Below are 19,223 nucleotides of genomic sequence, written 5' to 3'. Positions count from 1 at the left end.
TCCTGCCGCTGCGCTCAGCGCTGCGTCGATGCCCTGTACTGTTGTGCGGGATGCGTCCCTGATCTGGCCCAGTCCAGAATGAATTCAGCGATGGCCTCCGGGTTGTTCAGATCCAGAATCGGCAGGGGGGTGTTGAGGGAGCCGGGCGCATCCGTGGCCACGGCGATGATGTCCGGATCGTCCGGATGCAGCGGTGGCTGGCTCAGGGAGGGGCGGTATAGTTCGATCTTGGGGAAGCACTCCGACTTGAATCCCTCCACCAGGATCAGATCTGAACGTGCCGGGTCCAGGTGTTCCACCAGGGTCCGGAGATCCGGTTCTTGGGGTTCTTCCGCGTCCACCATCAGGGCAAAGCGGTGACGGGAAGCGATGAGCATCTGGGCCGCGCCGGCCTTGCGCAGTTCGAAGCTGTCCTTGCCCGGCTTGTCCACGTCGAAGGCATGGTGGGCATGCTTGATCATGGCAATGCGCAGTCCCCGGGCCCTGAGCAGGGGGATGAGTTGTACCAGCAGGGTCGTCTTGCCCGTGCCGCTCCAGGCGGCGAAGCCCAGCAAGGGCAGGGTGCTCGTGGTCATCGGGTCTCCGGGGGTGTCATGGCCGTCATGCCCATGGCGCCGGTGCGGCAGTCGGGGCAGATACTCAGGTGGGCGGCGCTCACATTGTTAACATGAAACAGATCGGTGCGATAACCCAAGCAGCATCAGGGGCCATGCGGGTGCTGGCCATCATGGTTTTGTCTCCGGTAAGGTGAAAGAGGGCACGTGGTGAATCCCATGCCTGTTTTAGGCGCTCATGAGCAAAATCATATAACAGATCAGGCGTCGAGCTTCCCGTTCGACCGACCCACTCGATGAACCGCAAGGACCGACCACGGTCACAGGACACATGACAGCAGACCATCACCCTCAATCCCGCCTCACTCCTCGCTCCCTTCCCGCTTACCGCGTAGCCCGCAGTCCGCTGGCTCGCTGGACACTCCCGCTGGCCTTGCTGGCGTCCCTGGTGTTTCCTGCCTGTTCGGGGGATGCCCAGGACGACGAGAGTGCAGGGCCGGGCCCCTCGGGCCGGGCCGTGACCATCACCTATGTGGAGTTGGAACCGGAAACGGTCACCCGTACACAACGGGCCCTGGGGGAACTGCGGTCAAGGAATGACCCCAGGGTGGCCGCCGAGGTATCCGGTGCGGTGAAACGACTGTTGGTGAACGAGGGGGACCGGGTCCGGGCCGGGGATCTCATTGCCGAGCTGGATGAGGAGGACTACGTGCTCCGCCGGGACCAGGCCGAAGCTGACGTGAAGCGATTCAACGCCCGGTCAGCCCTGCAGGAACTCACGGTGGTGCGCTATCGGGAGTTGCATGAGAACAACCACGTGTCGTCCCAGGAACTGGACGAAGTGGAGGCGGAACTGGATGTAACCCGGGAGGAGTTGGCGGCCTCGCGCCTGGCCTTGCGTGCCGCGGAGCGGGATCTGGAACGCACGCGTGTGAAGGCCCCCTTTGATGGCGAGATCGATGAACGCCTGGTCAGTGAGGGCGATTACGTTCAGACCGGCACCGCCCTGTATCGGTTGACCACCTCGGATATGTTGCAGGTGCGGGTGTCCTTCCCCGAGACCCTGGCCAACGATTTGGAGATCGGCATGCCCCTCAAGGTGAGCAACCGCGCCGCCGGGGTGAGCGAGCTGGACACCGAGATCAGCGAGATACGTCCGGCCATCAGCCTGGATGGGCGCGCCATCCGGGCCATCGCCCTGGTGGAGAACCCCGGCGGCTGGCGCAGCGGCTCCAGTGTGAACGTGGAGTTGGTCCTGTCGGAGCGAGAAGGTCTCACGGTGCCGCGCCAGGCGCTGGTGCAGCGACCCGACGGGGATACGGTTTACGTGCTGGATGCGGACGAAGAGACGGTGGAGGCCCGACGCGTGGAAGTGGGGCAACGCACCGCCGACTGGGTGGAGATCCTGGATGGTCTCGAAGCCGGTGACAAGGTTGCCGTGGATGGCGCCGGGTTCCTCACTGACGGTGCCTCCGTGAACGCCTCACCCCAAGAGGGTGACGACGAACAATGATGACACTCTCCGAGCTCTCCATTCGCCGGCACGTGCTGGCGGTGATGATCAGTGCCGTGATCGTGCTGTTTGGCTTGATCTCGCTACAGGACGTGGGCACTGACCGCATCCCCAATATCGATTTCCCGGTGATCAGTGTCACCGTCACCCAGACCGGAGCGGACCCGGAGATCATCGACTCCGCCATCACCAGCGAGGTGGAGCGGGCGGTGAACACCGTGCCCGGGATCGACAACATCACCTCCCAATCGGTACCCGGGGCCTCCATCGTCAACATCATCTTTGACCTGGAAAAGGATGTGGACGTGGCCTTCAACGAGGTGCAGGCCCAGGTGAGTCAGGTGGTGGCTGAGCTGCCCTCCGATGCGGATCAACCCGTGGTGGACAAGGTGGAGTTCGATGCCCAGCCCATCATGTGGCTGGCCCTGCAAGGGGACCGCACCCGACAGCAACTGGATACCTACGCCCGCAACGAGATTCGCCAGCAGATCGAGAACATCAACGGCGTGGGCGAGGTGCGCATTGGTGGGGGGCTTGAGCGGAACATCCGTGTGGAGATCGACCCCGACCGGCTCAATGCCTTCGGTGTGACCATCCCGGATCTGATGGCCGCCTTCGAGGAAGAGCACGTGCAGATGCCCGGGGGCTTCCTGGTGGGCGGTGACCGGGAGGATCAACTCAAGCTGGACCTGGAATACCATAGCCCCGAGGAACTGGAAGAGATGGTCATCGGCGCCCATGGCGACTCGCTGGTATACCTGCGGGACGTGGCCGATGTCATCGATGGGCTCGCGGATCGTCGGGGCCTGGCCCGCTTCAATGGCGAACCCACCGTGGGCCTGGGGATCGTCAAGGTCTCCGGTGCCAATACCGTGGCCATCATCGAGGAGGTGAAGGAGATCCTGGATGATCAGATTCGCCCTCAGTTGCCGCCGGGGATGCAGATCACCATCTCATCCGATGAATCGGTGTTCATCCTGGAGCAGATCGACTCGCTCTATCTCACCATCGCGCTGGGGATACTGTTCTCGGCACTGGTCATGTGGCTGTTTCTGAAGAACCTGCGGTCCACGCTGATCATTGCCCTGTCCATTCCCGTCTCGCTGATGGCGGCCGTGGCGGTGGTGTACTTCTTTGGCTACACCCTCAATTCCATCACCATGCTGGCCATGTTGCTGCTCATTGGCATTGTGGTGGACGATGCCATCGTGGTGCTGGAGAACATCTATCGGCATCGGGAGCAATACAAGGAAGGACCCGTGAAGGGAGCCATCTCCGGTTCAAAGGAAGTGTTCTTCGCGGTGATCGCCTCCACCCTGGCCCTGGTGTCCATCTTTGCCTCGGTGATCTTCCTGGAAGCAACGGTGGGCCGGTTCTTTGAATCCTTTGCCGTGGTGGTCACTTTTGGTGTGCTGGCCTCCAGCCTTGTGGCCCTCACCCTGATTCCCATGCTCTGCTCCCGGTTCCTGACGGTGCAAACAGAGCATGGACCGGTGTACAACGCCCTGGAAAAGGGCTTCCGGGGCCTGGAGTCGGTTTACCGGCGCAGCCTGGCAACAGGTCTGAACTGGCGCTGGACGGTGCTGGCCGCATCGCTGGTGGGCCTGGTGGTGGTGGGCAGCCTGATCTTCCCCCGGGTGGGCGGGGAGTTCGCACCTTCCGAGGATACGGGGCAATTCGTGGTCATTTTCCAGACCCCGCAGGGGTCGAGCATCGATTATACCGATCGGCGCATGGCCGAGATTGAAGAAATCGTGCTGGATCAACCCGAGGTGGATCGCATGTTCGCGGCCATTGGCCTGGGGGATGCGGGGCAGGTGTACGAGGGGATCTCATTCATTCGCATGGTGCCCCGCAATGAGCGCAGCGCCAGTCAGCAGGAGGTGATTGACCGTATCTCGCCCAAGCTCGGGCAACTGGCGGGTGTGCGGGCCTTTGCCACCGAGGTGCCGTTTGTGCCCGGGCAGCGGGGTGACCCGCTGCAGTTCGCCATCACCGGGCCCGATCTGACCGAGGTGGCCCGCCTGGCTCGCGAGATGCGATCGCGCCTGGAAGAGGTGGATGGCATGGGGCGTCTGGACATGCAACTGGACCTGGAGCGGCCGGAACTGGCCTTGAACGTGGACCGTGAACGGGCCCGCGACCTGGGTATGTCCGCTCGTCAGGTGGCCCAGGCCGTGGAGGTGATGGTGGGCGGCATCGACGTGGCGCGTTTCAACGACCCGGACGGCGGCGGACAGCGTTATGATATCCGGCTCAAGGGCCGTGAGGATGCCTTTACCCGCCCTGATGATCTGCAAAAACTGTATCTGCGGGCGGGCAACGGGGAACTGGTGCGCCTGGATACCGTGGCCAGCATGGAGGCGGGCATCGGGCCGGCGGTGATCAACCGCTACAACCTGAACTATTCAGCCGAGTTCTATGGCAGCCCGAGCATGCCCCTGGGCGAGGCGGTGGAAACACTCCAGGCCATTGGCGACGATGTGCTGCCTCTGGGTTACAACGTGGAGCTGATGGGGCAGGCCGAGGAGATGCAGCGGGCCATTGGCGCCATGCTGTTCGTGTTGTTCCTGGCGGTTTCGCTGGTCTATATCGTGCTGGCCAGTCAGTTCAATTCCTTCACCCAGCCGTTGATCATCATGGCGGCCCAGCCCATCGCCCTGGTGGGCGGTATCGTCGGGCTATGGGTGGGCGGATTCACCCTCAACATCTTCTCCATGATCGGCATGGTGCTGCTCATGGGGCTGGTCACCAAGAACGGCATCCTGTTGGTGGATCTCACCAATCAGTACCGCCGCAATCGGGGCCTGAGCGTGGATGAAGCCCTTCAGGAGGCCTGTCCCATCAGGCTGCGCCCCGTGTTGATGACCTCATTGACCCTGATCCTGGCCCTGTTGCCGGCGGCTCTGGGTTTTGGGGCAGGGGCGGAGACCAATGCGCCCATGGCGGCCGCCATCATCGCCGGCATGATTGCCGCGCTGGTGCTCACCCTGCTGCTGATCCCCATCGCCTACTCGTTGGTGGAGAACTTCCTGGAACGCCGTGGCTTTGGCCAGCGTACCCGTGAGATCCAGGAGGAACCGGTGTAAGGGTCAGGCCTTGCCGGTATCCTTCTTCAACAGGCCCTCCAGGCGGGCGACTTCCGCCTGGGCCTCCACCAGGTCGGTGACGTCGTATTGCACCCCCAGGTAATAGATGAGGTTCCCTTCGGAATCGAACAGCGGGCGGATGTTCAGGCGGTTATGGAACAGGGAGCCATCCTTGCGGTAGTTGCGCAGGGTGACTTCCACCTGCCGATGCTCCGCCAGCGCCTTGCGGATCTCGTCAAGGCCGGGCTGATCATGTTCCTCGCCCTGCAGGAAGCGGCAGTTTCGGCCCAGGATCTCCTCCTGGCTGTAACCGGTGAGCTGTTCAAAGACCGAGTTGGCATAGACGATGGGGTTGTCCGGTTGATCCGGGTCCGACAGGGTGACGCCGTTGACGCAGGTGTCCAGAATCTGGGCCAGCACGGAAGGGATCAGGCCCGGGTCTTTTTCAGCGGTGAACTGCATGGTGCGATGACTCCGGTAAGAGAATCGATGGTCAGCGTGGGGGCGGGGTTGGGCTGGCTGGTTCCAGTTCGGTCTCGGCCAGGCCCTTGATGTTCCGCGCCGTCCTGTCGGTACCTTCCTGCACGGCAATGCGGATGAGCTTTTCGAAAGGCCGCATGGCAAAACCCAGCTTGGCCAGTTCAAAGGTAAAGGTCAGTTCCGTGTGTCCATCCCGCGGGGTGAACTTATAGTCGATCTGGAAAGGATCCTTGATGCCGCGGAAGGAGACGCGTGATCCGGGCTCGAGTGTCACCACGCGAAACTCCGTTTCTGTTCGCCGCCCCTGGTCCACGCGTACCTGATGGCCCGTCCAACCCGGTCGCAGCGGACCGCTGGTGAGCGCGCGCAGGGATTTGACCTCGGGTGACCAGCGCGGATAGTTCTGGATGAAATCATCCACGATGAAACTGAATACCTGCTCCAGCGGACGTTTGATGAGTGTCCTGGATTGGGCTTTGACCATAAGCGGCGCCTTTCCTGCTGTGCGGGTTTCCCGTGGGGCTTGATCCCTCGAGTATAGACAAAACCCCGAGGCTTGTACGGTCAGTGCCGTGCGGCGGCGATCTCCCGTGCGCTGCGCCGGCCCCGGTGCAGCGCCCAGTGGATGGAGGGGGCACACCCGTATTCACCACAGGTCCACACGAATTCGCTTTGCCTGAGCGCCACTTCGGCCGGGTTTTGAACCGGCGGTGACTGCACCGGCAGGGCATGGGGCAAGGAGTACACGGTCAGCCGTTGCCAGTCCAGGACTTCGTCACCAAACCAGGCGGCCAAACCGCTTCGCACCCGGGCTTCCAGTTCATCAAGATCATGCTCGGCGCCATGCACGTTCACGCTCACCAGGGTCTTGCCGGGCGGTGCATAGTGTTCGGAGAGCACCGATGGACAGAGCACGTTATTGATGCAGCCCTTGCCTTCCCCGTTGAGCATGAGGTAGGGGCCGTCGATGGGTGCCCGGTTGGCGGAGAAGTAAAAGCAGGTGGTTCCACGGGTGGGTACATCGGCGGCATTCTGCCCCAGCAGTCGAGCGGTTTCCGGGCCTTCCGTCGCAATGACGATGACCCGTGCTTGCAGCACCTCGCCTGAGGTCAGGTGCAGAAGGTTCTTCTCGATTCGCTCCACACGGGTGTGCAGTTGTAACGTATCCGCCGGCAGGCGGGCAGCCATCTGTTGGGGGATCTGTTCCATGCCTTTGGCCGGCAGGGCGGTATCGCCCAGGGCAAACGCCCTGAACACGAACTCGAAGGCTCGGGATGAGACATGCAGATCCGGCTCGAAGAACACACCGCTGAAGAAGGGTTTGAAGAAACGATCGATGATCCGTTGCGAGAATCCCAGTTCCGCCAGGTGGGTGACCGCATCCCGTTCATGGCGCTGATAAAGATCGTTCAGATCGCCCTGCAGGCAACGGTGCCGCAGATGCAGCAGCCGGATCTTGTCGCTCAGATGGCCCACGGGAGACCAGAGCATTTCCGGTAGCCGGGTGGGTTGACGCCAGACATCACTCACACGGCGGGCGCGCCCATTGATCCTCACCAGGGCGCCTGTCTGAAAGGCACGCAGATCCAGGGCTTCGTAGTCCAGGAATCGCTGCGCCTCCGGATACCAGGTTTGCAGCACCTGAAACCCACGATCCAGCAGGAATCCATCGTGATGATCCGTGCGGATTCGGCCGCCCACGTTGTCGGAGGCTTCAAGAATGAGAGGCTCGCGTCCCTGTTCACGCAGGGTGAGGGCGCATGCGAGCCCGGAGAGGCCGCCGCCAACGATGGCCACGTCAATGCTCATGGGGTGCTCCCGCGGGCTGAATGATCAACAAGACAACAAACTTCGCTTCCAGGCATTTGTGTCTGGTCATTTGATGGATAATATAACGCTGTAACGCGCCCTGTCATTGTCTGCCGGGCCGGCCAAACACGCAGCGTCAAGGAACCTCACCATGAACGACGCCTCATTCGAGCGCCGAGTGCATCTGATCGAAAACACCTGGATCACCATGGCGGACGGCTGCCGTCTGGCGGCGAAGATCTGGCTGCCGGAGGGTGCCGAAGAAAATCCCGTGCCGGCGGTTCTGGAATACATCCCGTATCGCAAGCGGGACCACAAGGCGCTGCGGGATGCGGAAATCCATGGTTTCTTTGCCAGTCAGGGGTTTGCTGGGGTGCGAGTGGACATCCGCGGCAGCGGGGATTCCGAGGGCATCCTGCGGGGCGAGTATCTGCAGCAGGAACTGGACGATGGGCTGGAGATCCTGCGCTGGATTGCTGCCCAGCCCTGGTGCTCCGGCAAGGTGGGGCTGTTCGGGCTGTCCTGGGGGGGCTTCAACGGCCTTCAACTGGCCGCTTTGCAGCCTCCGGAACTGGGCGCCGTGATCTCCGTGTGCTCCTCGGACGACCGCTATGCCGATGATGTGCATTACATGGGCGGCTGCCTGCTCACTGACAACCTCTCCTGGGCCTCGACCATGTTCGGCTTCAACTCCTGCCCGCCGGACCCTCAGGTGGTGGGTGAGCGCTGGCGAGACATGTGGCTGGAGCGGCTGGAGGGCAGTGGTCTGTGGATTCACAACTGGTTGCAGCATCAACGCCGGGATGCCTTCTGGCGTCATGCCTCGGTGTGCGAGAACTATGACGCCATCCAGGTGCCGGTGATGGCGGTCAGCGGATGGGCCGATGGCTACTCCAATACCGTATTTCGTCTCATGCGTCACCTGAAGGGGCCGCGTCGCGGTCTGGTAGGCCCCTGGGGCCACAAGTATCCCCATATGGGCGGTCCAGGACCCACCATCGACTTCCTGGGGGAATGCGTGCGCTGGTGGGATCACTGGCTCAAGGGCATCGACAGGCAGGTGGAGCAGGATCCGATGCTGCGGGTGTGGATGCATGACCGCCGCAACCCCCTGCTGCCCGAGACCACCGGAGGCTGGGTGGCCGAGCCACACTGGCCCAGCCCGGCCATTCGCCCCCGGGAATACCAGCTCAGTAACGGGCGCCTTGTCCCGGGAGAGGATGATGCGGGCGAGTCGGAGACGCTCACCATCCAAAGCCCCCTGAGCGTGGGCCTGTTCGCCGGCAAATGGTGTTCCTATGCCGAGATCACCGACCTGCCTTCGGATCAGCGTCTGGAGGACGGCGGCGCGTTGGTGTTCGACACACAGCCCCTGCACGAAGACCTACAGATGCTGGGGGCCGCCGAGGTGGATCTGGAAATCAGTGCCGACAAGCCCGTGGCCATGGTGGCGGTGCGCATCTCGGATCTGGCCCCGGATGACCGTGCCACACGGGTGACCTTCGGTATCCTGAACCTCACGCATCGAGACGGCCATGAAGATCCACAGGCGCTGGAGCCGGGGCGCCCCTACCGGGTGACCGTGCGCCTGAATGAAGTGGCTCAGCGATTTCATGCGGGGCATCGCATCCGCCTGGCCATCTCCAGCTCCTACTGGCCACTGGCCTGGCCGGCACCCGAGCCGGTGAGGTTGACCCTGCATACCGCCGGTTGCCGCCTGCGTCTGCCTCAGCGTTGCCCAGAGTTCGACGATGCCAGCCTGCCCAGCCTTGGGCAGCCCCGTCAGGCCCCCACACCACCCAACACCTTGATGGCTCCGGCCCAGCGTGAGTGGCAGGTGGTGCATAACCTGGCCAGCAATCAGGTGGCCCTGGATGTGGTGAACAATGATCCACGAATTCGTCTGGATGATATCAATCTGACGTTCGGGCGCCAGGTGCGCGAGCGCTACAGCTACAGTAACGAGCGCTACGATACCCTCAGGGGCGAGGTGACGCACGAGCGCCAGTTTGCTCGCGGCGACTGGGATGCACGCACGGTCACCCGGACGGTGCTCACATCCACCCGGACCCACTTCATCATCCGTGCCACACTGGATGCCTACGAGGGGGATGTGCGCGTCTTTTCCAAGACATGGGACGAGACGCTCCCACGTGATCTGGTGTAAACACGAACGCTTTTGCGGAGACAAGCCAAGTGCCCAAGAAAAACGTCTTCATCATTGGTCTGGACGACTTCAACCGGGACAAGCTCGAACGCTTGCCCCAGGCTGAGGAATGTGAATTCCACGCGGCACTGGATATCAGTGACATCCGTAACGTGGATCAGTACGACATCAAGCACCTGATCGACAAGGCCACACGCACCATGGAAGCCTTTGACGGTACGGTGGATGCGATCACCAGCTACTACGACTTCCCCGGCACGGTGATGACGCCCATCCTGGCCGAGCGCTTTGGATTGCCCGGGCCCACCCTGGAGTCGGTGCTCAAGTGCGAGAACAAGTACTGGAGTCGCCTGGAACAGCGCAAGGTGATCCCGGAACATATTCCCCAGTTCCGGGCCTTCGATCCTTTTGATGAAGAGGCCTATGGTGGCCTGGGTCTGTTGCCGCCGTTCTGGATCAAGCCCATCAAGTCCTTCCGCTCCTACCTGGCCTTCCAGATCAACGATGAGCGTCAGTTCAGGGCGGTGATGCCCCTGTGCCGGGAAAAGGTGGGTTTCATGGGCGAACCCTTCCTCTACCTGATGCGTCATTTCGGCGCCCCGCCGGAAATCGCCGAGATGCCCGAGAGCTTCGTGGCCGAGAGCCCCATCGGCGGTTGGCAGTGCACCCTGGAGGGCTATAGTTACAACGGGCGGGTACACATCTACGGAGTGGTGGACTCGGTTCACGAGCAGGACAGCTCATCCTTTGCCCGCTATGAATACCCCTCCTCACTGCCGCTGGAGATCCAGCATCGCATGATGGACGTGGCACGCATGGTGGTGCAGCAGTTCGGGCTGGATAATTCCGCTTTCAATGCCGAGTTCTTCTACGATCAAACATCCGATCAGGTGTGGTTCCTGGAGATCAACCCCCGGGTATCCCAGGCCCATACGGATATCTTCGAGAAGGTGCATGGTGTATCGCATCTGTCGGTGATGGTGGATCTGGCCCTGGGCCGCAAGCCCAAGCCCATGGAGCGCAAGGGTCAGTTCAATGTGGCCGGCCACTTCATGTTCCGTACCGTGGAGAGCGGCAAGGTGGTGCGGGTTCCCAGCACCAAGGCCATCGACAAGCTGCGGCAGCGCCAACCCGGCACCCATGTGAAGATCCCGGTCAAGCCGGGTCAGCACCTCAAGGACCTGCAGGGGCAGGATATGTACAGCTTCGAGATCGCCAATGTCTTTATCGGCGGGCGCGATCAGACAGACATGCTGGACAAGTACGACGAGGCACTGGCGGTGCTGCAGTTTGATATCGAGAAGGACCCGGATCCGGTCATTACCTGATGGGGGCTTCGGTGGCCAGTATCTGGCCCCACTGCTACCATGGCGCGACATTCATGTATCGGAGAGAGCTCATGCGCGTCCGTCCACTGATCCTGACCGCCGCCGTCGCCTTGCTGTTGCCGTTGGGCGTTCAGGCCGATGAACTGGATATCCAGCCCGGGCAATGGGAATTCACCAACGTGACCAGTGTGGAGGGTGATACCCCGTTCCCGGAGCAGACCCACACCAGTTCGGAGTGCATCACTGCCGAAGACGTGGCCAGGGGGCCGGACTTCCTGCAGGTGGAGGAAAACTGCGAGGTGTCCAATATGGATATGACCTCATCCACCATGACCTACGACATGGTCTGTGTAGAAGACGGCATGGAAGTGGATATGCGTGCCGAGCTGCAGTTCATGGGTGATCGCATTGAAGGTCACATGACGGCCAACCTGGAGAGCCCCATGGGTCCGCTGGTGATGCGCACGGACATCACGGGGGAGCGCATCGGCGAATGTGAGTGAGCTCACTGATTACCGCCATCATCATCCTGCTCACCTGCCAACTGGCGGGTGAGGTGATTGTGCTCTGGCTGGATTTGCCCTTTCCGGGGCCGGTGCTGGGCATGCTCATCCTGTTCGGGGCACTGTTGATTCGTGGTGGCGTGCCCGAGTATCTCAAACAGACCACTGACACCCTGCTGCGTCACCTGGCCCTGTTGTTCGTTCCGGCAGGCGTGGGCCTGATGGTCCATTTCGGCCTGGTGGCCCGGGACTGGGCGCCGATCCTGCTGGGGCTGGTGGTGAGCACGGTCCTTGCACTGGGGGTGACCATGCTGATACTGAGCCGGTTGATCCGGCTGCGGAGTCGGCGCGCCGAAGATGGCTGAAGAGATCACGGACATCTGGGCCTTCCTGGCCGCCAGCCCATTGCTCTGGCTCACCATGACCCTGGTGGTGTTCCAGGGCAGCCTCTGGATCAACAAGCGACTGGGAGGCAGCCCCGTGCTGCACCCGGTGCTGATATCCATGGCCATTCTCATTGGCATCCTGTTGCTCACCGGCACTGACTACGACACCTATTTCGACGGTGCCCAGTTCATCCATTTCCTGCTTGGCCCGGCCACGGTGGCCCTGGCCATCCCCCTTTACGAGAATCGCCAGCAGATCCGGGCACTGCTGCTGCCCCTGCTGGTATCGGGGTTGGCGGGCGCGGCGACGGCCGCCCTGAGTGCGGTGACGATCGCTTATCTGATGGGCGCGGAATGGGTCACGCTGATGTCATTGGCGCCCAAGTCAGTGACATCACCCATTGCCATGGGGGTGTCCGAGAAACTGGGGGGCCTGCCTTCGCTGACGGCCGCCCTGGTGCTGCTGACCGGGGCCATCGGTTGCATCCTGGCGCCCGGCCTGATCCGGCTGCTGCGTATCCGCGATGATCGGGTGAAGGGATTCGCCATGGGGTTGTCAGCCCACGGGTTCGGTACTGCCCAGGCCTTCGGCATCAGTGCCACAGCCGGGGCGTTCGCCGGCCTCGGCCTCGCCCTGGCCGGCATCATCACAGCCTTCCTGCTACCCGCCTCGTTCAACTGGCTACCGATCCTGGTGGGCGGTTGACTGCCTCAATCACCCTTCGCCTCGGCGAGTTTCAACCTTTCTTGACTCAGGTTCCGCTGGCCGCTCGCATGGCTATGGGATCAGGGAGGGGCGGCCCAGTGCATGAATCATGACAAGGATCTATATATCATAAGCGAATATTGATATGCTTGTTCAATGAATTCCATCCACTACCAACTGTTCCCCTTCCTTCGCTGGCAAAAGCCCAGCCGCGAGATTCTCAAGAGCGATCTGGCGGCGGGCACTGCCGTGGCCCTGGTGTTGGTGCCGCAGTCCATGGCCTATGCCCAGTTGGCGGGCATGCCGCCGGTCTATGGCCTGTATGCCTCCCTCCTGCCCGTGATCGTGGCGGCCCTATGGGGCTCTTCCAATCAGCTGGCCACGGGGCCCGTAGCGGTGGTCTCGCTGCTCACGGCAACGGCATTGATTCCGCTGGCCGCGCCGGGTTCCGGCGAATACGTGGCCCTGGCGGTGGCGCTGGCCTTTTTGGTGGGGGTGGTGCAGTTATCCATGGGTGTGCTGCGCATGGGGGCACTGGTGAGTTTCATCTCTCATCCGGTGATCGTGGGCTTCACCAATGCAGCAGCGCTGGTCATCGGCCTTTCGCAACTCAACAAGCTATTGGGCATTCCGGTGGACACCGGAGGGCATTTCCTCATGGGCCTGTGGGACATGCTCGGCGATGTAGCCTATCTGCATTGGCCCACCCTGGCCTTCGGCGTGGGCGCCATCCTCATCATGGTGGGGCTCAAACGGTTCATCCCCCGGGTGCCTGGTGTGCTGGCCGCCGTGATACTGGCCACTGCCATCAGCTGGCTGATGGGCTTTGAGCGCAAGGCGGATGTCCACCTGGATCAGGTGTCGCCTCCAGCAGTGGCGGAACAACTGCTCAAATGGGGCGACTTCAAGGAAGAGAAGGCCGATCTGGAGCTGCAGATCCGCGAACAGCAGGCGCTTCTGGAAGCGGCCGACTCCACCGAGGCGGCAGCGCTGAGATATAAGATCGAACTGCTCTCCTTGCGTCAGGAGCACGTGTCGCGGGTGCTCAAGCTGTACCGGGAAGAAATGCGGGATGTGCGTTTTGCTCGCCTTCCCGGAGAAGACGGGCAGCCGGATGCCTTTGTGGCAGCTCAAGCCCTGGATGAGAGGGGGGAGGAGGTCCACCCTAAATGGCGAGTGACTCAGGTCGATGGGGTACAGATCCGCATGGATGCGGGGGGCCGGGTGATCGGCAGTATCCCGGCGGGTCTGCCGTCCATCTCCATGCCGGATCTCACGCCTGCTACATTGACGGCGCTTTTTACCGCGGCCTTTGTCATTGCGCTGGTGGGATTCACTGAGGCCATCGCCATTTCCCGTGCCCTGGCGGCACGAACCGGCCAGCGGCTCAATCCCAACCAGGAGTTGATTGGCCAGGGGCTGGGGAACCTCTCGGCCAGCGTGAGCCAGGGCTACCCGGTGAGCGGATCCTTTTCCCGTTCGGCCGTGAACCTCAATGCCGGAGCTCGAACCGGTCTGTCTTCCGTGTTCACCGCGGTATTCATCCTGCTGGTGCTCCTGTTCTTCACGCCTTTGTTTTACCACCTGCCTGAGGCGGTCCTGGCTGCGATCATTGTCATGGCAGTGGTGGGGTTGATCAATTTCAAGGCCATTCAGCATGCTTGGTTGGCCAGCCGGCATGATGGCATCGCCGCCATTGTGACCTTCGTGGCCACTCTGGCAGTGGCACCGAATCTGGATGTGGGCATCCTCATTGGTGTGGCCCTGGCGGTAGGTCTGTTCCTGTACCGCACCATGCGGCCGCGCGTATCCGAGTTGACACGCTACGAGGATGGCACGCTGCGCGAGGCGCGTCGCTACGGCCTCAGGGCTGACGAGGAGATCGGCCTGCTGCGGTTCGACCGCTCACTGTATTTCGCCAATGCCGGATACTTTGAAGACGCGGTGCTGGAGCAGGCCGCCCGCTATCCCCACGCCCGCTACATGATTGTGGTCACCCAGGGCGTGAACGAGATCGACGCCTCCGGAGAGGAGGTGATCCGTTCACTGGTGCAGCGACTACGGGCGCGGGGTACCACGCTGGTGTTTGCCGGCATCAAGCCACAGGTGTTGATGGTGATGAAGCGCACCCACCTGGTGGATTTCATGGGCGAAGACAACGTGTTCCATTCCACCGAAGGGGCGATTGCCACCATTCGGGATCGTCTTGCCAAGCAAAAAGCCGAGGAGGGTCAGGCAGACCAGGAAGAGGGCGAAAACGAGCGCGCCTGAGATTCGGCACGAGGTCGATGCCCCAGGTGGGGGCCGCTGGAACGGGCGTGGTCAGGATGGACGGGCACAAAAAAGCACGGGCACAAAAAAACAGAGGAGGGGTGGCAGTGCCAACCCCTCCTCTGCTTGATACCGCTACTTCAGTGATGCAGCGGAAAACGCCTTCTTAGTAGAAGGGTCTCCACAGGTACACCAGGAAGTGGGCGGCGGCAGCCAGCACCATGAACACGGTGAACGTGGTCTTGAACTGCTCGTGGAATTCCTTGGCCTGTTCTTCGGTCAGACCGGAAATGCTGTCATTCATGGTAGATACCCTCTAAGTTAGGACAAAAGTCAGTCTGAAGCTCGGTTGGAGCTCGAGATTACTCGGAGACTTCCGCAGACGCATCATAGGTCAGCGGGTTGTAGTTGTCGTTGGAGTACACGAAGGCGTGCACAACCAGGGCGACAACCAGCACGGCCATCAGGATGGGCATCAGCCAGGTGCCAGGATTCACGACCAACCACAGCTTCCAGTCGTCCTTGGGGTTGCTCGGCTTGCTTGCTCTGTATTCGCTCATTGATAACACCCTCTTGGTTTGTAACCGGGCCTCTCGCCAAGACCCGGAGCATGGAAAACCTCAAAGCTCTGCGACGGGGTGACCTTGGTTCCAACGGCTTGCCTGTCGCGATGGGTGTGAGTCTACGTTGACAGGGTTGGATGTCAAGCAAGCGTAACACTCCACTTTCGTGAATGGATGAGAAAGTTGAGCAAGATCAGGTTTAGCCCCCGGAAGGGCTTGCGAGTGCGGGTTACATACATTGGTGTCGGTAATGTAACATCCCAGATTCCCCACCTTTACGCAAAGGAATGATGTGCCCGATGTCCACGCCCGGCCGCATTGACCAGCAAGAAGATCGCCTGAGCATCGCCGGCGACTGGGTGCTGGCTCATTACCGTCACCTGCGCGGCCAGGTGGAGCGATCAGCCGCTGCCGAGTTCGGTGGCGCGGTCAGTCTTGAGGACCTGGGGGAACTGGATACCGCCGGTGCCGCCTTGCTGGTGGAGTTGCTGGGGGCGGCGCGCCTGGAGGCTCTGGCCTCCGAGGCGGCTTATCTGCCCGAGGAGCGTCGGGCTCTGCTGGAGACAGTGGCCCGCGCCATGGGGTCAACCCGGTCGCCCGAGCCACCCCCGTCGCGACCGATCCGCGACTTTCTGGCCGGAACCGGCCAGGTGGTGGAAGCCCTGTGGCATCAGCAACGGCTGCTCATGGGCTTTATCGGCATGACGCTGGTGACCATCCTGCGTTTGCTGCCGCGCCCGCATCGCTGGCGCTTCACCGCCCTGGTGGTCCATCTTCATCAAACAGGGCTGAATGCGGTGCCCATTGTGGCCTTGCTGACCTTCCTGGTGGGTGCCGTGGTGGCCTTTCTGGGGGCCACGGTGCTGGAAGAGTTCGGGGCCACCATTTACACCGTGGACCTGGTGGCTTATTCCTTCCTGCGGGAGTTTGGCGTCTTGCTGGCGGCCATCCTCCTGGCGGGGCGCACGGCCAGCGCCTTCACCGCCCAGATCGGCTCCATGAAGGCCAACGAGGAGATCGACGCCATTCGCACCCAGGGGTTGAGCCCCATGGAACTGCTGGTGGTGCCCAGGGTGATGGCGTTGATGATCAGCCTGCCGCTGCTGACCTTCATCGGCATGATGAGTGGCATCATGGGCGGCGCAGTGGTGTGTGCCGTGTCACTGGATATCCCCTTCAGCCAGTTTTTCATCATTCTCGAACGTGACATCCCTCTCCAGCATTTCCTGGTGGGCATGGTCAAGGCGCCGGTGTTTGCCTTTTTGATTGCCGTGGTGGGCTGCCTGGAAGGGTTCAAGGTGAGCGGCAGCGCTCAATCGGTGGGGGAACACACCACCTCCAGCGTGGTGCAGGCCATTTTCATCGTCATTCTCATGAATGCCTTGGCAGCACTGTTCTTCATGGAGATGGGCTGGTGACGGACGATCAGGGTACACAGCCGCCGCTAATCCGCGTGCGGGGGCTCCAGAACCGATTCGGAAGCCTGGTAGTGCACGATGGGCTGGATCTGGATATCCGCCACGGCGAAATCCTCGGCGTGGTGGGTGGGTCGGGCACAGGCAAGTCAGTGCTCCTGCGCAGCATCGTCGGCCTCATGCGGCCCTCGGCGGGGCGCATCGAGGTGTTTGGCAAGGAACTGCAGAGCCTGCCGGATCGAGAGCGATCCCGGGTGGAGAGGCGCTTTGGCGTGCTGTTTCAGGGTGGGGCATTGTTCACTTCCCTGAACCTGCAGGAGAATATTGCCCTGCCGCTGATGGAACACGCGGGCCTGTCGCGGCGGGATGCCGAGTATCTGGCACGCATCAAGCTGGCCCTGGCGGGATTGCCAGGCGAGGCCGCGCTCAAATACCCGGCTGAACTCTCCGGCGGCATGGTGAAGCGGGCGGCACTGGCCCGGGCCCTGGCGCTGGATCCGGAAGTGTTGTTTCTGGACGAACCCACCGCCGGACTCGATCCCATCGGCGCCGCGGGCTTTGACCGGCTCATCATGACCCTGCGCGACGCGCTGGGACTGAGCGTATTCCTGGTGACCCACGATCTGGATACGCTGTATACCAGTTGCGACCGGGTGGCCGTGCTGTCGCAGCGCCGGGTTTTGGTAGCGGACCGCCTGGAGGTGGTGGAGAACACCGCTGATGAATGGATTCGTGACTATTTCCATGGCCCCCGTGGCCGCGCCGCCCGTGAAGCGGCGGATGTTCTGGAGAATCGCTGATCATGGAACCTCGAGCCCATCATGTAGTGATCGGATTATTCACCCTGCTCACCTTTCTGGGGGGGCTGGTGTTCGGGCTGTGGTTGCACAAGGCTGCCTCGGACCGGGAATATGATTACTACGAAATTGTCTTTACGCGGGCAGTGAGCGGCCTGGCCGAAGGCAACATGGTGCAGTTCAGTGGCATTCGCGTCGGTGACGTGATGGATCTGCGCCTGAATCCCGATGATCCCAACGAGGTTCGGGTACTGGTTCGTGTGGACAGCGAGATCCCGGTGCATGCCGATACCCGTGCCACCCTCAAACTGGTGAACATCACCGGCGCCATGAGTGTGCAGTTATACGGTGGCACACCGGATACCCCGCGGCTGGAGGGCAGTCGCTCCAGTCCACCGCGGATCGAGGGGGACCCCTCTCCGCTCAATACCTTGCTGGACGAGAGTGAGAGCCTCATCGAGGCAGTGGGGCAACTGCTGCACAACGCCAATCGGCTGGTTTCCACCGATAATGCCGATAGGGTGACCCGTATCCTGGATGATGTGGAGCAGGTCACCTCCGCCCTGGCGGGTCAAAGTGGCGATCTGGCCAGTGCCATGGGGGCGATCACAGAGGCCAGCCTGCAGGCGGAAAAGACCTTGGTGTCCTTGCAACGATTGGGTGATGAGGCGCATATCCTGGTGGCCGGGGAGGGCAGGGCCATCCTTGAGCATGCCCGCCAGACCATGGCCTCGGTGGAGGCCACGGCGGCGCGCATGGATAAACTGCTGGCCACCCATGAGGGTTCGCTGGACCAGGGGCTACAGTCATTTGGTGAACTGGACCCGGCCATGCGTGATCTCAGGAGCAGCCTGCGCAACCTTAACCGCGTGATCCGTCGACTGGAAGATAACCCGGCGCGCTTCCTGCTCGGTCAGGATGGCATTCAGGAGTTCAACCCGTGATATCCCGTCTCTTCATCGTGCTCGTGCCGGCCCTTTGGCTTTTGGGGTTGGCGGGCTGCACCCTGCTGCCCGAACAGACACCGCAACGGGTGTTTCTGCTGTCGCCACCCGAGCAGGAGACGGCTTACGAAGTCCTGCACGACAAGGTGCTCAGGGTGGAGAAACCCGAGGCCCCCTTCCCGTTGACCACGTCCCGCATCCTGGTGGCGCCCAGCGGCAAGGAAATCAGCTTCTATGGGGGGGCTCGTTGGGCGGATCGCACGCCCCCGCTGGTGGCAGCCTACATGGTGGAGGCACTGCGCCAGGATGGCCGAGTGGCCTCGGTGATCAGCGATTCCAGCTCTGCACGCAGCCAGGTCTCTCTGGTGAGTCAGCTCGGTGCCCTGCGTAGTGAATACCCGTCTCAAGGCGCTGATGGCCCCCCCGAAGCCTTTGTTCGACTGGATGTACAGCTGATGGAGGATGCCAGCCGCAATATCATTGCCAGCCGACGTTTTCAGGTCCGCCAGCCCAGCGAGGGTGAGGAGATCGAGGCGGTGGTGGAGGCGATGAACCAGGCCATGGAGGTCTTGAGTCGTGAGGTGGTGGATTGGGTGGTGGAGCAATTGGCGCCCGGCCATCGTCTGGAAAAAGGCTCTTGAAGTTGACCCGGCAGCCTCGAATGGGGAGGATGCGAGGCTGAGAGGGCAGCTTGAGCG

At 61.9% G+C, this 19,223-nt stretch carries 18 protein-coding genes; 12 read left to right on the top strand and 6 right to left on the bottom strand.

Going from position 1 to position 19,223, the window contains the following annotated elements; all coding sequences use genetic code 11:
* Positions 1-14: 14 nt before the first annotated feature.
* Positions 15-575: a molybdopterin-guanine dinucleotide biosynthesis protein MobB gene (mobB, locus tag ECTHA_RS0106140; protein WP_025281789.1), complete on the bottom strand. Its 561-nt coding sequence runs from the start codon at positions 573-575 to the stop codon at positions 15-17.
* A gap of 310 nt (positions 576-885) precedes the next feature.
* On the opposite strand from mobB, the gene ECTHA_RS0106130 reads away from it, so the two are divergent.
* On the top strand, positions 886-2,067 hold the full coding sequence (locus tag ECTHA_RS0106130; RefSeq protein ID WP_084306774.1) for an efflux RND transporter periplasmic adaptor subunit: 1,182 nt from the start codon (positions 886-888) through the stop codon (positions 2,065-2,067).
* Positions 2,064-5,156: an efflux RND transporter permease subunit gene (locus ECTHA_RS0106125; RefSeq protein ID WP_238624900.1), complete on the top strand. Its 3,093-nt coding sequence runs from the start codon at positions 2,064-2,066 to the stop codon at positions 5,154-5,156. Before ECTHA_RS0106130 ends, ECTHA_RS0106125 begins: the two co-directional genes overlap by 4 nt.
* A 3-nt stretch (positions 5,157-5,159) precedes the next feature.
* Here the strand turns inward: ECTHA_RS0106125 and ECTHA_RS0106120 are convergent, their stop codons facing one another.
* The 3 genes from ECTHA_RS0106120 to ECTHA_RS0106110 form a co-directional block, all read right to left on the bottom strand.
* Positions 5,160-5,618, bottom strand: coding sequence for a PAS domain-containing protein (locus ECTHA_RS0106120; RefSeq protein ID WP_025281786.1), 459 nt, complete (start codon positions 5,616-5,618; stop codon positions 5,160-5,162).
* Between the two features lie 31 nt (positions 5,619-5,649).
* Positions 5,650-6,120 (bottom strand): SRPBCC family protein, encoded by a 471-nt coding sequence (locus ECTHA_RS0106115; protein ID WP_025281785.1) that lies wholly within the window; start codon positions 6,118-6,120, stop codon positions 5,650-5,652.
* An 80-nt stretch (positions 6,121-6,200) separates the two neighbouring features.
* Entirely contained in the window at positions 6,201-7,445 is a 1,245-nt protein-coding gene (locus ECTHA_RS0106110) for a protoporphyrinogen/coproporphyrinogen oxidase (protein WP_025281784.1), read from the bottom strand.
* Between the two features lie 151 nt (positions 7,446-7,596).
* On the opposite strand from ECTHA_RS0106110, the gene ECTHA_RS0106105 reads away from it, so the two are divergent.
* From ECTHA_RS0106105 to ECTHA_RS0106080, 6 genes are all read left to right on the top strand, one after another.
* On the top strand, positions 7,597-9,612 hold the full coding sequence (locus ECTHA_RS0106105) for a CocE/NonD family hydrolase (protein ID WP_025281783.1): 2,016 nt from the start codon (positions 7,597-7,599) through the stop codon (positions 9,610-9,612).
* A 29-nt stretch (positions 9,613-9,641) separates the two neighbouring features.
* The gene (locus ECTHA_RS0106100) at positions 9,642-10,940 is read left to right on the top strand and encodes an ATP-grasp domain-containing protein (protein WP_025281782.1); all 1,299 of its coding nucleotides are present in this window, start codon (positions 9,642-9,644) and stop codon (positions 10,938-10,940) included.
* 71 nt (positions 10,941-11,011) lie between these two features.
* Positions 11,012-11,443: a DUF3617 domain-containing protein gene (locus ECTHA_RS0106095; protein ID WP_025281781.1), complete on the top strand. Its 432-nt coding sequence runs from the start codon at positions 11,012-11,014 to the stop codon at positions 11,441-11,443.
* Positions 11,440-11,808 carry a CidA/LrgA family protein gene (locus ECTHA_RS0106090; protein ID WP_338042690.1) on the top strand — a complete coding sequence of 123 codons (369 nt, stop codon included), beginning with the start codon at positions 11,440-11,442 and terminating at the stop codon, positions 11,806-11,808. Before ECTHA_RS0106095 ends, ECTHA_RS0106090 begins: the two co-directional genes overlap by 4 nt.
* Positions 11,801-12,535, top strand: coding sequence for an LrgB family protein (locus tag ECTHA_RS0106085; RefSeq protein WP_025281779.1), 735 nt, complete (start codon positions 11,801-11,803; stop codon positions 12,533-12,535). The genes ECTHA_RS0106090 and ECTHA_RS0106085 overlap by 8 nt, the downstream gene beginning before the upstream one ends.
* 156 nt (positions 12,536-12,691) lie before the next feature.
* Positions 12,692-14,806 carry a SulP family inorganic anion transporter gene (locus ECTHA_RS0106080; RefSeq protein ID WP_025281778.1) on the top strand — a complete coding sequence of 705 codons (2,115 nt, stop codon included), beginning with the start codon at positions 12,692-12,694 and terminating at the stop codon, positions 14,804-14,806.
* A 166-nt stretch (positions 14,807-14,972) separates the two neighbouring features.
* On the opposite strand, the gene pufB is transcribed toward ECTHA_RS0106080, so the two are convergent.
* Entirely contained in the window at positions 14,973-15,110 is a 138-nt protein-coding gene (gene pufB, locus ECTHA_RS0106075; RefSeq protein ID WP_025281777.1) for a light-harvesting antenna LH1, beta subunit, read from the bottom strand.
* Positions 15,111-15,168: 58 nt separating this feature from the next.
* Positions 15,169-15,366 carry a light-harvesting antenna LH1, alpha subunit gene (pufA, locus tag ECTHA_RS17255; protein ID WP_025281776.1) on the bottom strand — a complete coding sequence of 66 codons (198 nt, stop codon included), beginning with the start codon at positions 15,364-15,366 and terminating at the stop codon, positions 15,169-15,171.
* A gap of 302 nt (positions 15,367-15,668) precedes the next feature.
* On the opposite strand from pufA, the gene ECTHA_RS0106065 reads away from it, so the two are divergent.
* Genes ECTHA_RS0106065 through ECTHA_RS0106050 form a run of 4 tightly spaced genes read left to right on the top strand, consistent with a single transcriptional unit; the run spans position 15,669 to position 19,166 of the window.
* On the top strand, positions 15,669-16,787 hold the full coding sequence (locus tag ECTHA_RS0106065; RefSeq protein ID WP_238624904.1) for an ABC transporter permease: 1,119 nt from the start codon (positions 15,669-15,671) through the stop codon (positions 16,785-16,787).
* Positions 16,784-17,584: an ABC transporter ATP-binding protein gene (locus ECTHA_RS0106060; protein ID WP_025281774.1), complete on the top strand. Its 801-nt coding sequence runs from the start codon at positions 16,784-16,786 to the stop codon at positions 17,582-17,584. Before ECTHA_RS0106065 ends, ECTHA_RS0106060 begins: the two co-directional genes overlap by 4 nt.
* 2 nt (positions 17,585-17,586) lie before the next feature.
* Positions 17,587-18,525: an MlaD family protein gene (locus ECTHA_RS0106055; RefSeq protein WP_025281773.1), complete on the top strand. Its 939-nt coding sequence runs from the start codon at positions 17,587-17,589 to the stop codon at positions 18,523-18,525.
* Complete coding sequence (locus ECTHA_RS0106050) at positions 18,522-19,166, top strand: ABC-type transport auxiliary lipoprotein family protein (RefSeq protein ID WP_051582605.1); 645 nt, start codon at positions 18,522-18,524, stop codon at positions 19,164-19,166. The genes ECTHA_RS0106055 and ECTHA_RS0106050 overlap by 4 nt, the downstream gene beginning before the upstream one ends.
* The last annotated feature ends 57 nt before the right edge of the window (positions 19,167-19,223 follow it).

The organism is Ectothiorhodospira haloalkaliphila ATCC 51935, from assembly GCF_000633935.1.
GTDB classification, from domain to species: Bacteria; Pseudomonadota; Gammaproteobacteria; order Ectothiorhodospirales; family Ectothiorhodospiraceae; genus Ectothiorhodospira; species Ectothiorhodospira haloalkaliphila.
The sequence above is the reverse complement of the archived record's forward strand: the minus strand, read 5'-3'. Positions and strand labels throughout refer to the sequence as shown.

Coding starts and splice junctions, on each gene's coding strand:
- ECTHA_RS0106095 (WP_025281781.1), top strand. CDS start 11,012: ATGCGCGTCCGTCCACTGATCCTGACCGCCGCCGTCGCCTTGCTGTTG.
- ECTHA_RS0106130 (WP_084306774.1), top strand. CDS start 886: ATGACAGCAGACCATCACCCTCAATCCCGCCTCACTCCTCGCTCCCTT.
- ECTHA_RS0106055 (WP_025281773.1), top strand. CDS start 17,587: ATGGAACCTCGAGCCCATCATGTAGTGATCGGATTATTCACCCTGCTC.
- ECTHA_RS0106065 (WP_238624904.1), top strand. CDS start 15,669: ATGTCCACGCCCGGCCGCATTGACCAGCAAGAAGATCGCCTGAGCATC.
- ECTHA_RS0106110 (WP_025281784.1), bottom strand. CDS start 7,445: ATGAGCATTGACGTGGCCATCGTTGGCGGCGGCCTCTCCGGGCTCGCA.
- ECTHA_RS0106115 (WP_025281785.1), bottom strand. CDS start 6,120: ATGGTCAAAGCCCAATCCAGGACACTCATCAAACGTCCGCTGGAGCAG.
- ECTHA_RS0106105 (WP_025281783.1), top strand. CDS start 7,597: ATGAACGACGCCTCATTCGAGCGCCGAGTGCATCTGATCGAAAACACC.
- pufA (WP_025281776.1), bottom strand. CDS start 15,366: ATGAGCGAATACAGAGCAAGCAAGCCGAGCAACCCCAAGGACGACTGG.
- ECTHA_RS0106080 (WP_025281778.1), top strand. CDS start 12,692: ATGAATTCCATCCACTACCAACTGTTCCCCTTCCTTCGCTGGCAAAAG.
- pufB (WP_025281777.1), bottom strand. CDS start 15,110: ATGAATGACAGCATTTCCGGTCTGACCGAAGAACAGGCCAAGGAATTC.
- ECTHA_RS0106085 (WP_025281779.1), top strand. CDS start 11,801: ATGGCTGAAGAGATCACGGACATCTGGGCCTTCCTGGCCGCCAGCCCA.
- ECTHA_RS0106125 (WP_238624900.1), top strand. CDS start 2,064: ATGATGACACTCTCCGAGCTCTCCATTCGCCGGCACGTGCTGGCGGTG.
- mobB (WP_025281789.1), bottom strand. CDS start 575: ATGACCACGAGCACCCTGCCCTTGCTGGGCTTCGCCGCCTGGAGCGGC.
- ECTHA_RS0106120 (WP_025281786.1), bottom strand. CDS start 5,618: ATGCAGTTCACCGCTGAAAAAGACCCGGGCCTGATCCCTTCCGTGCTG.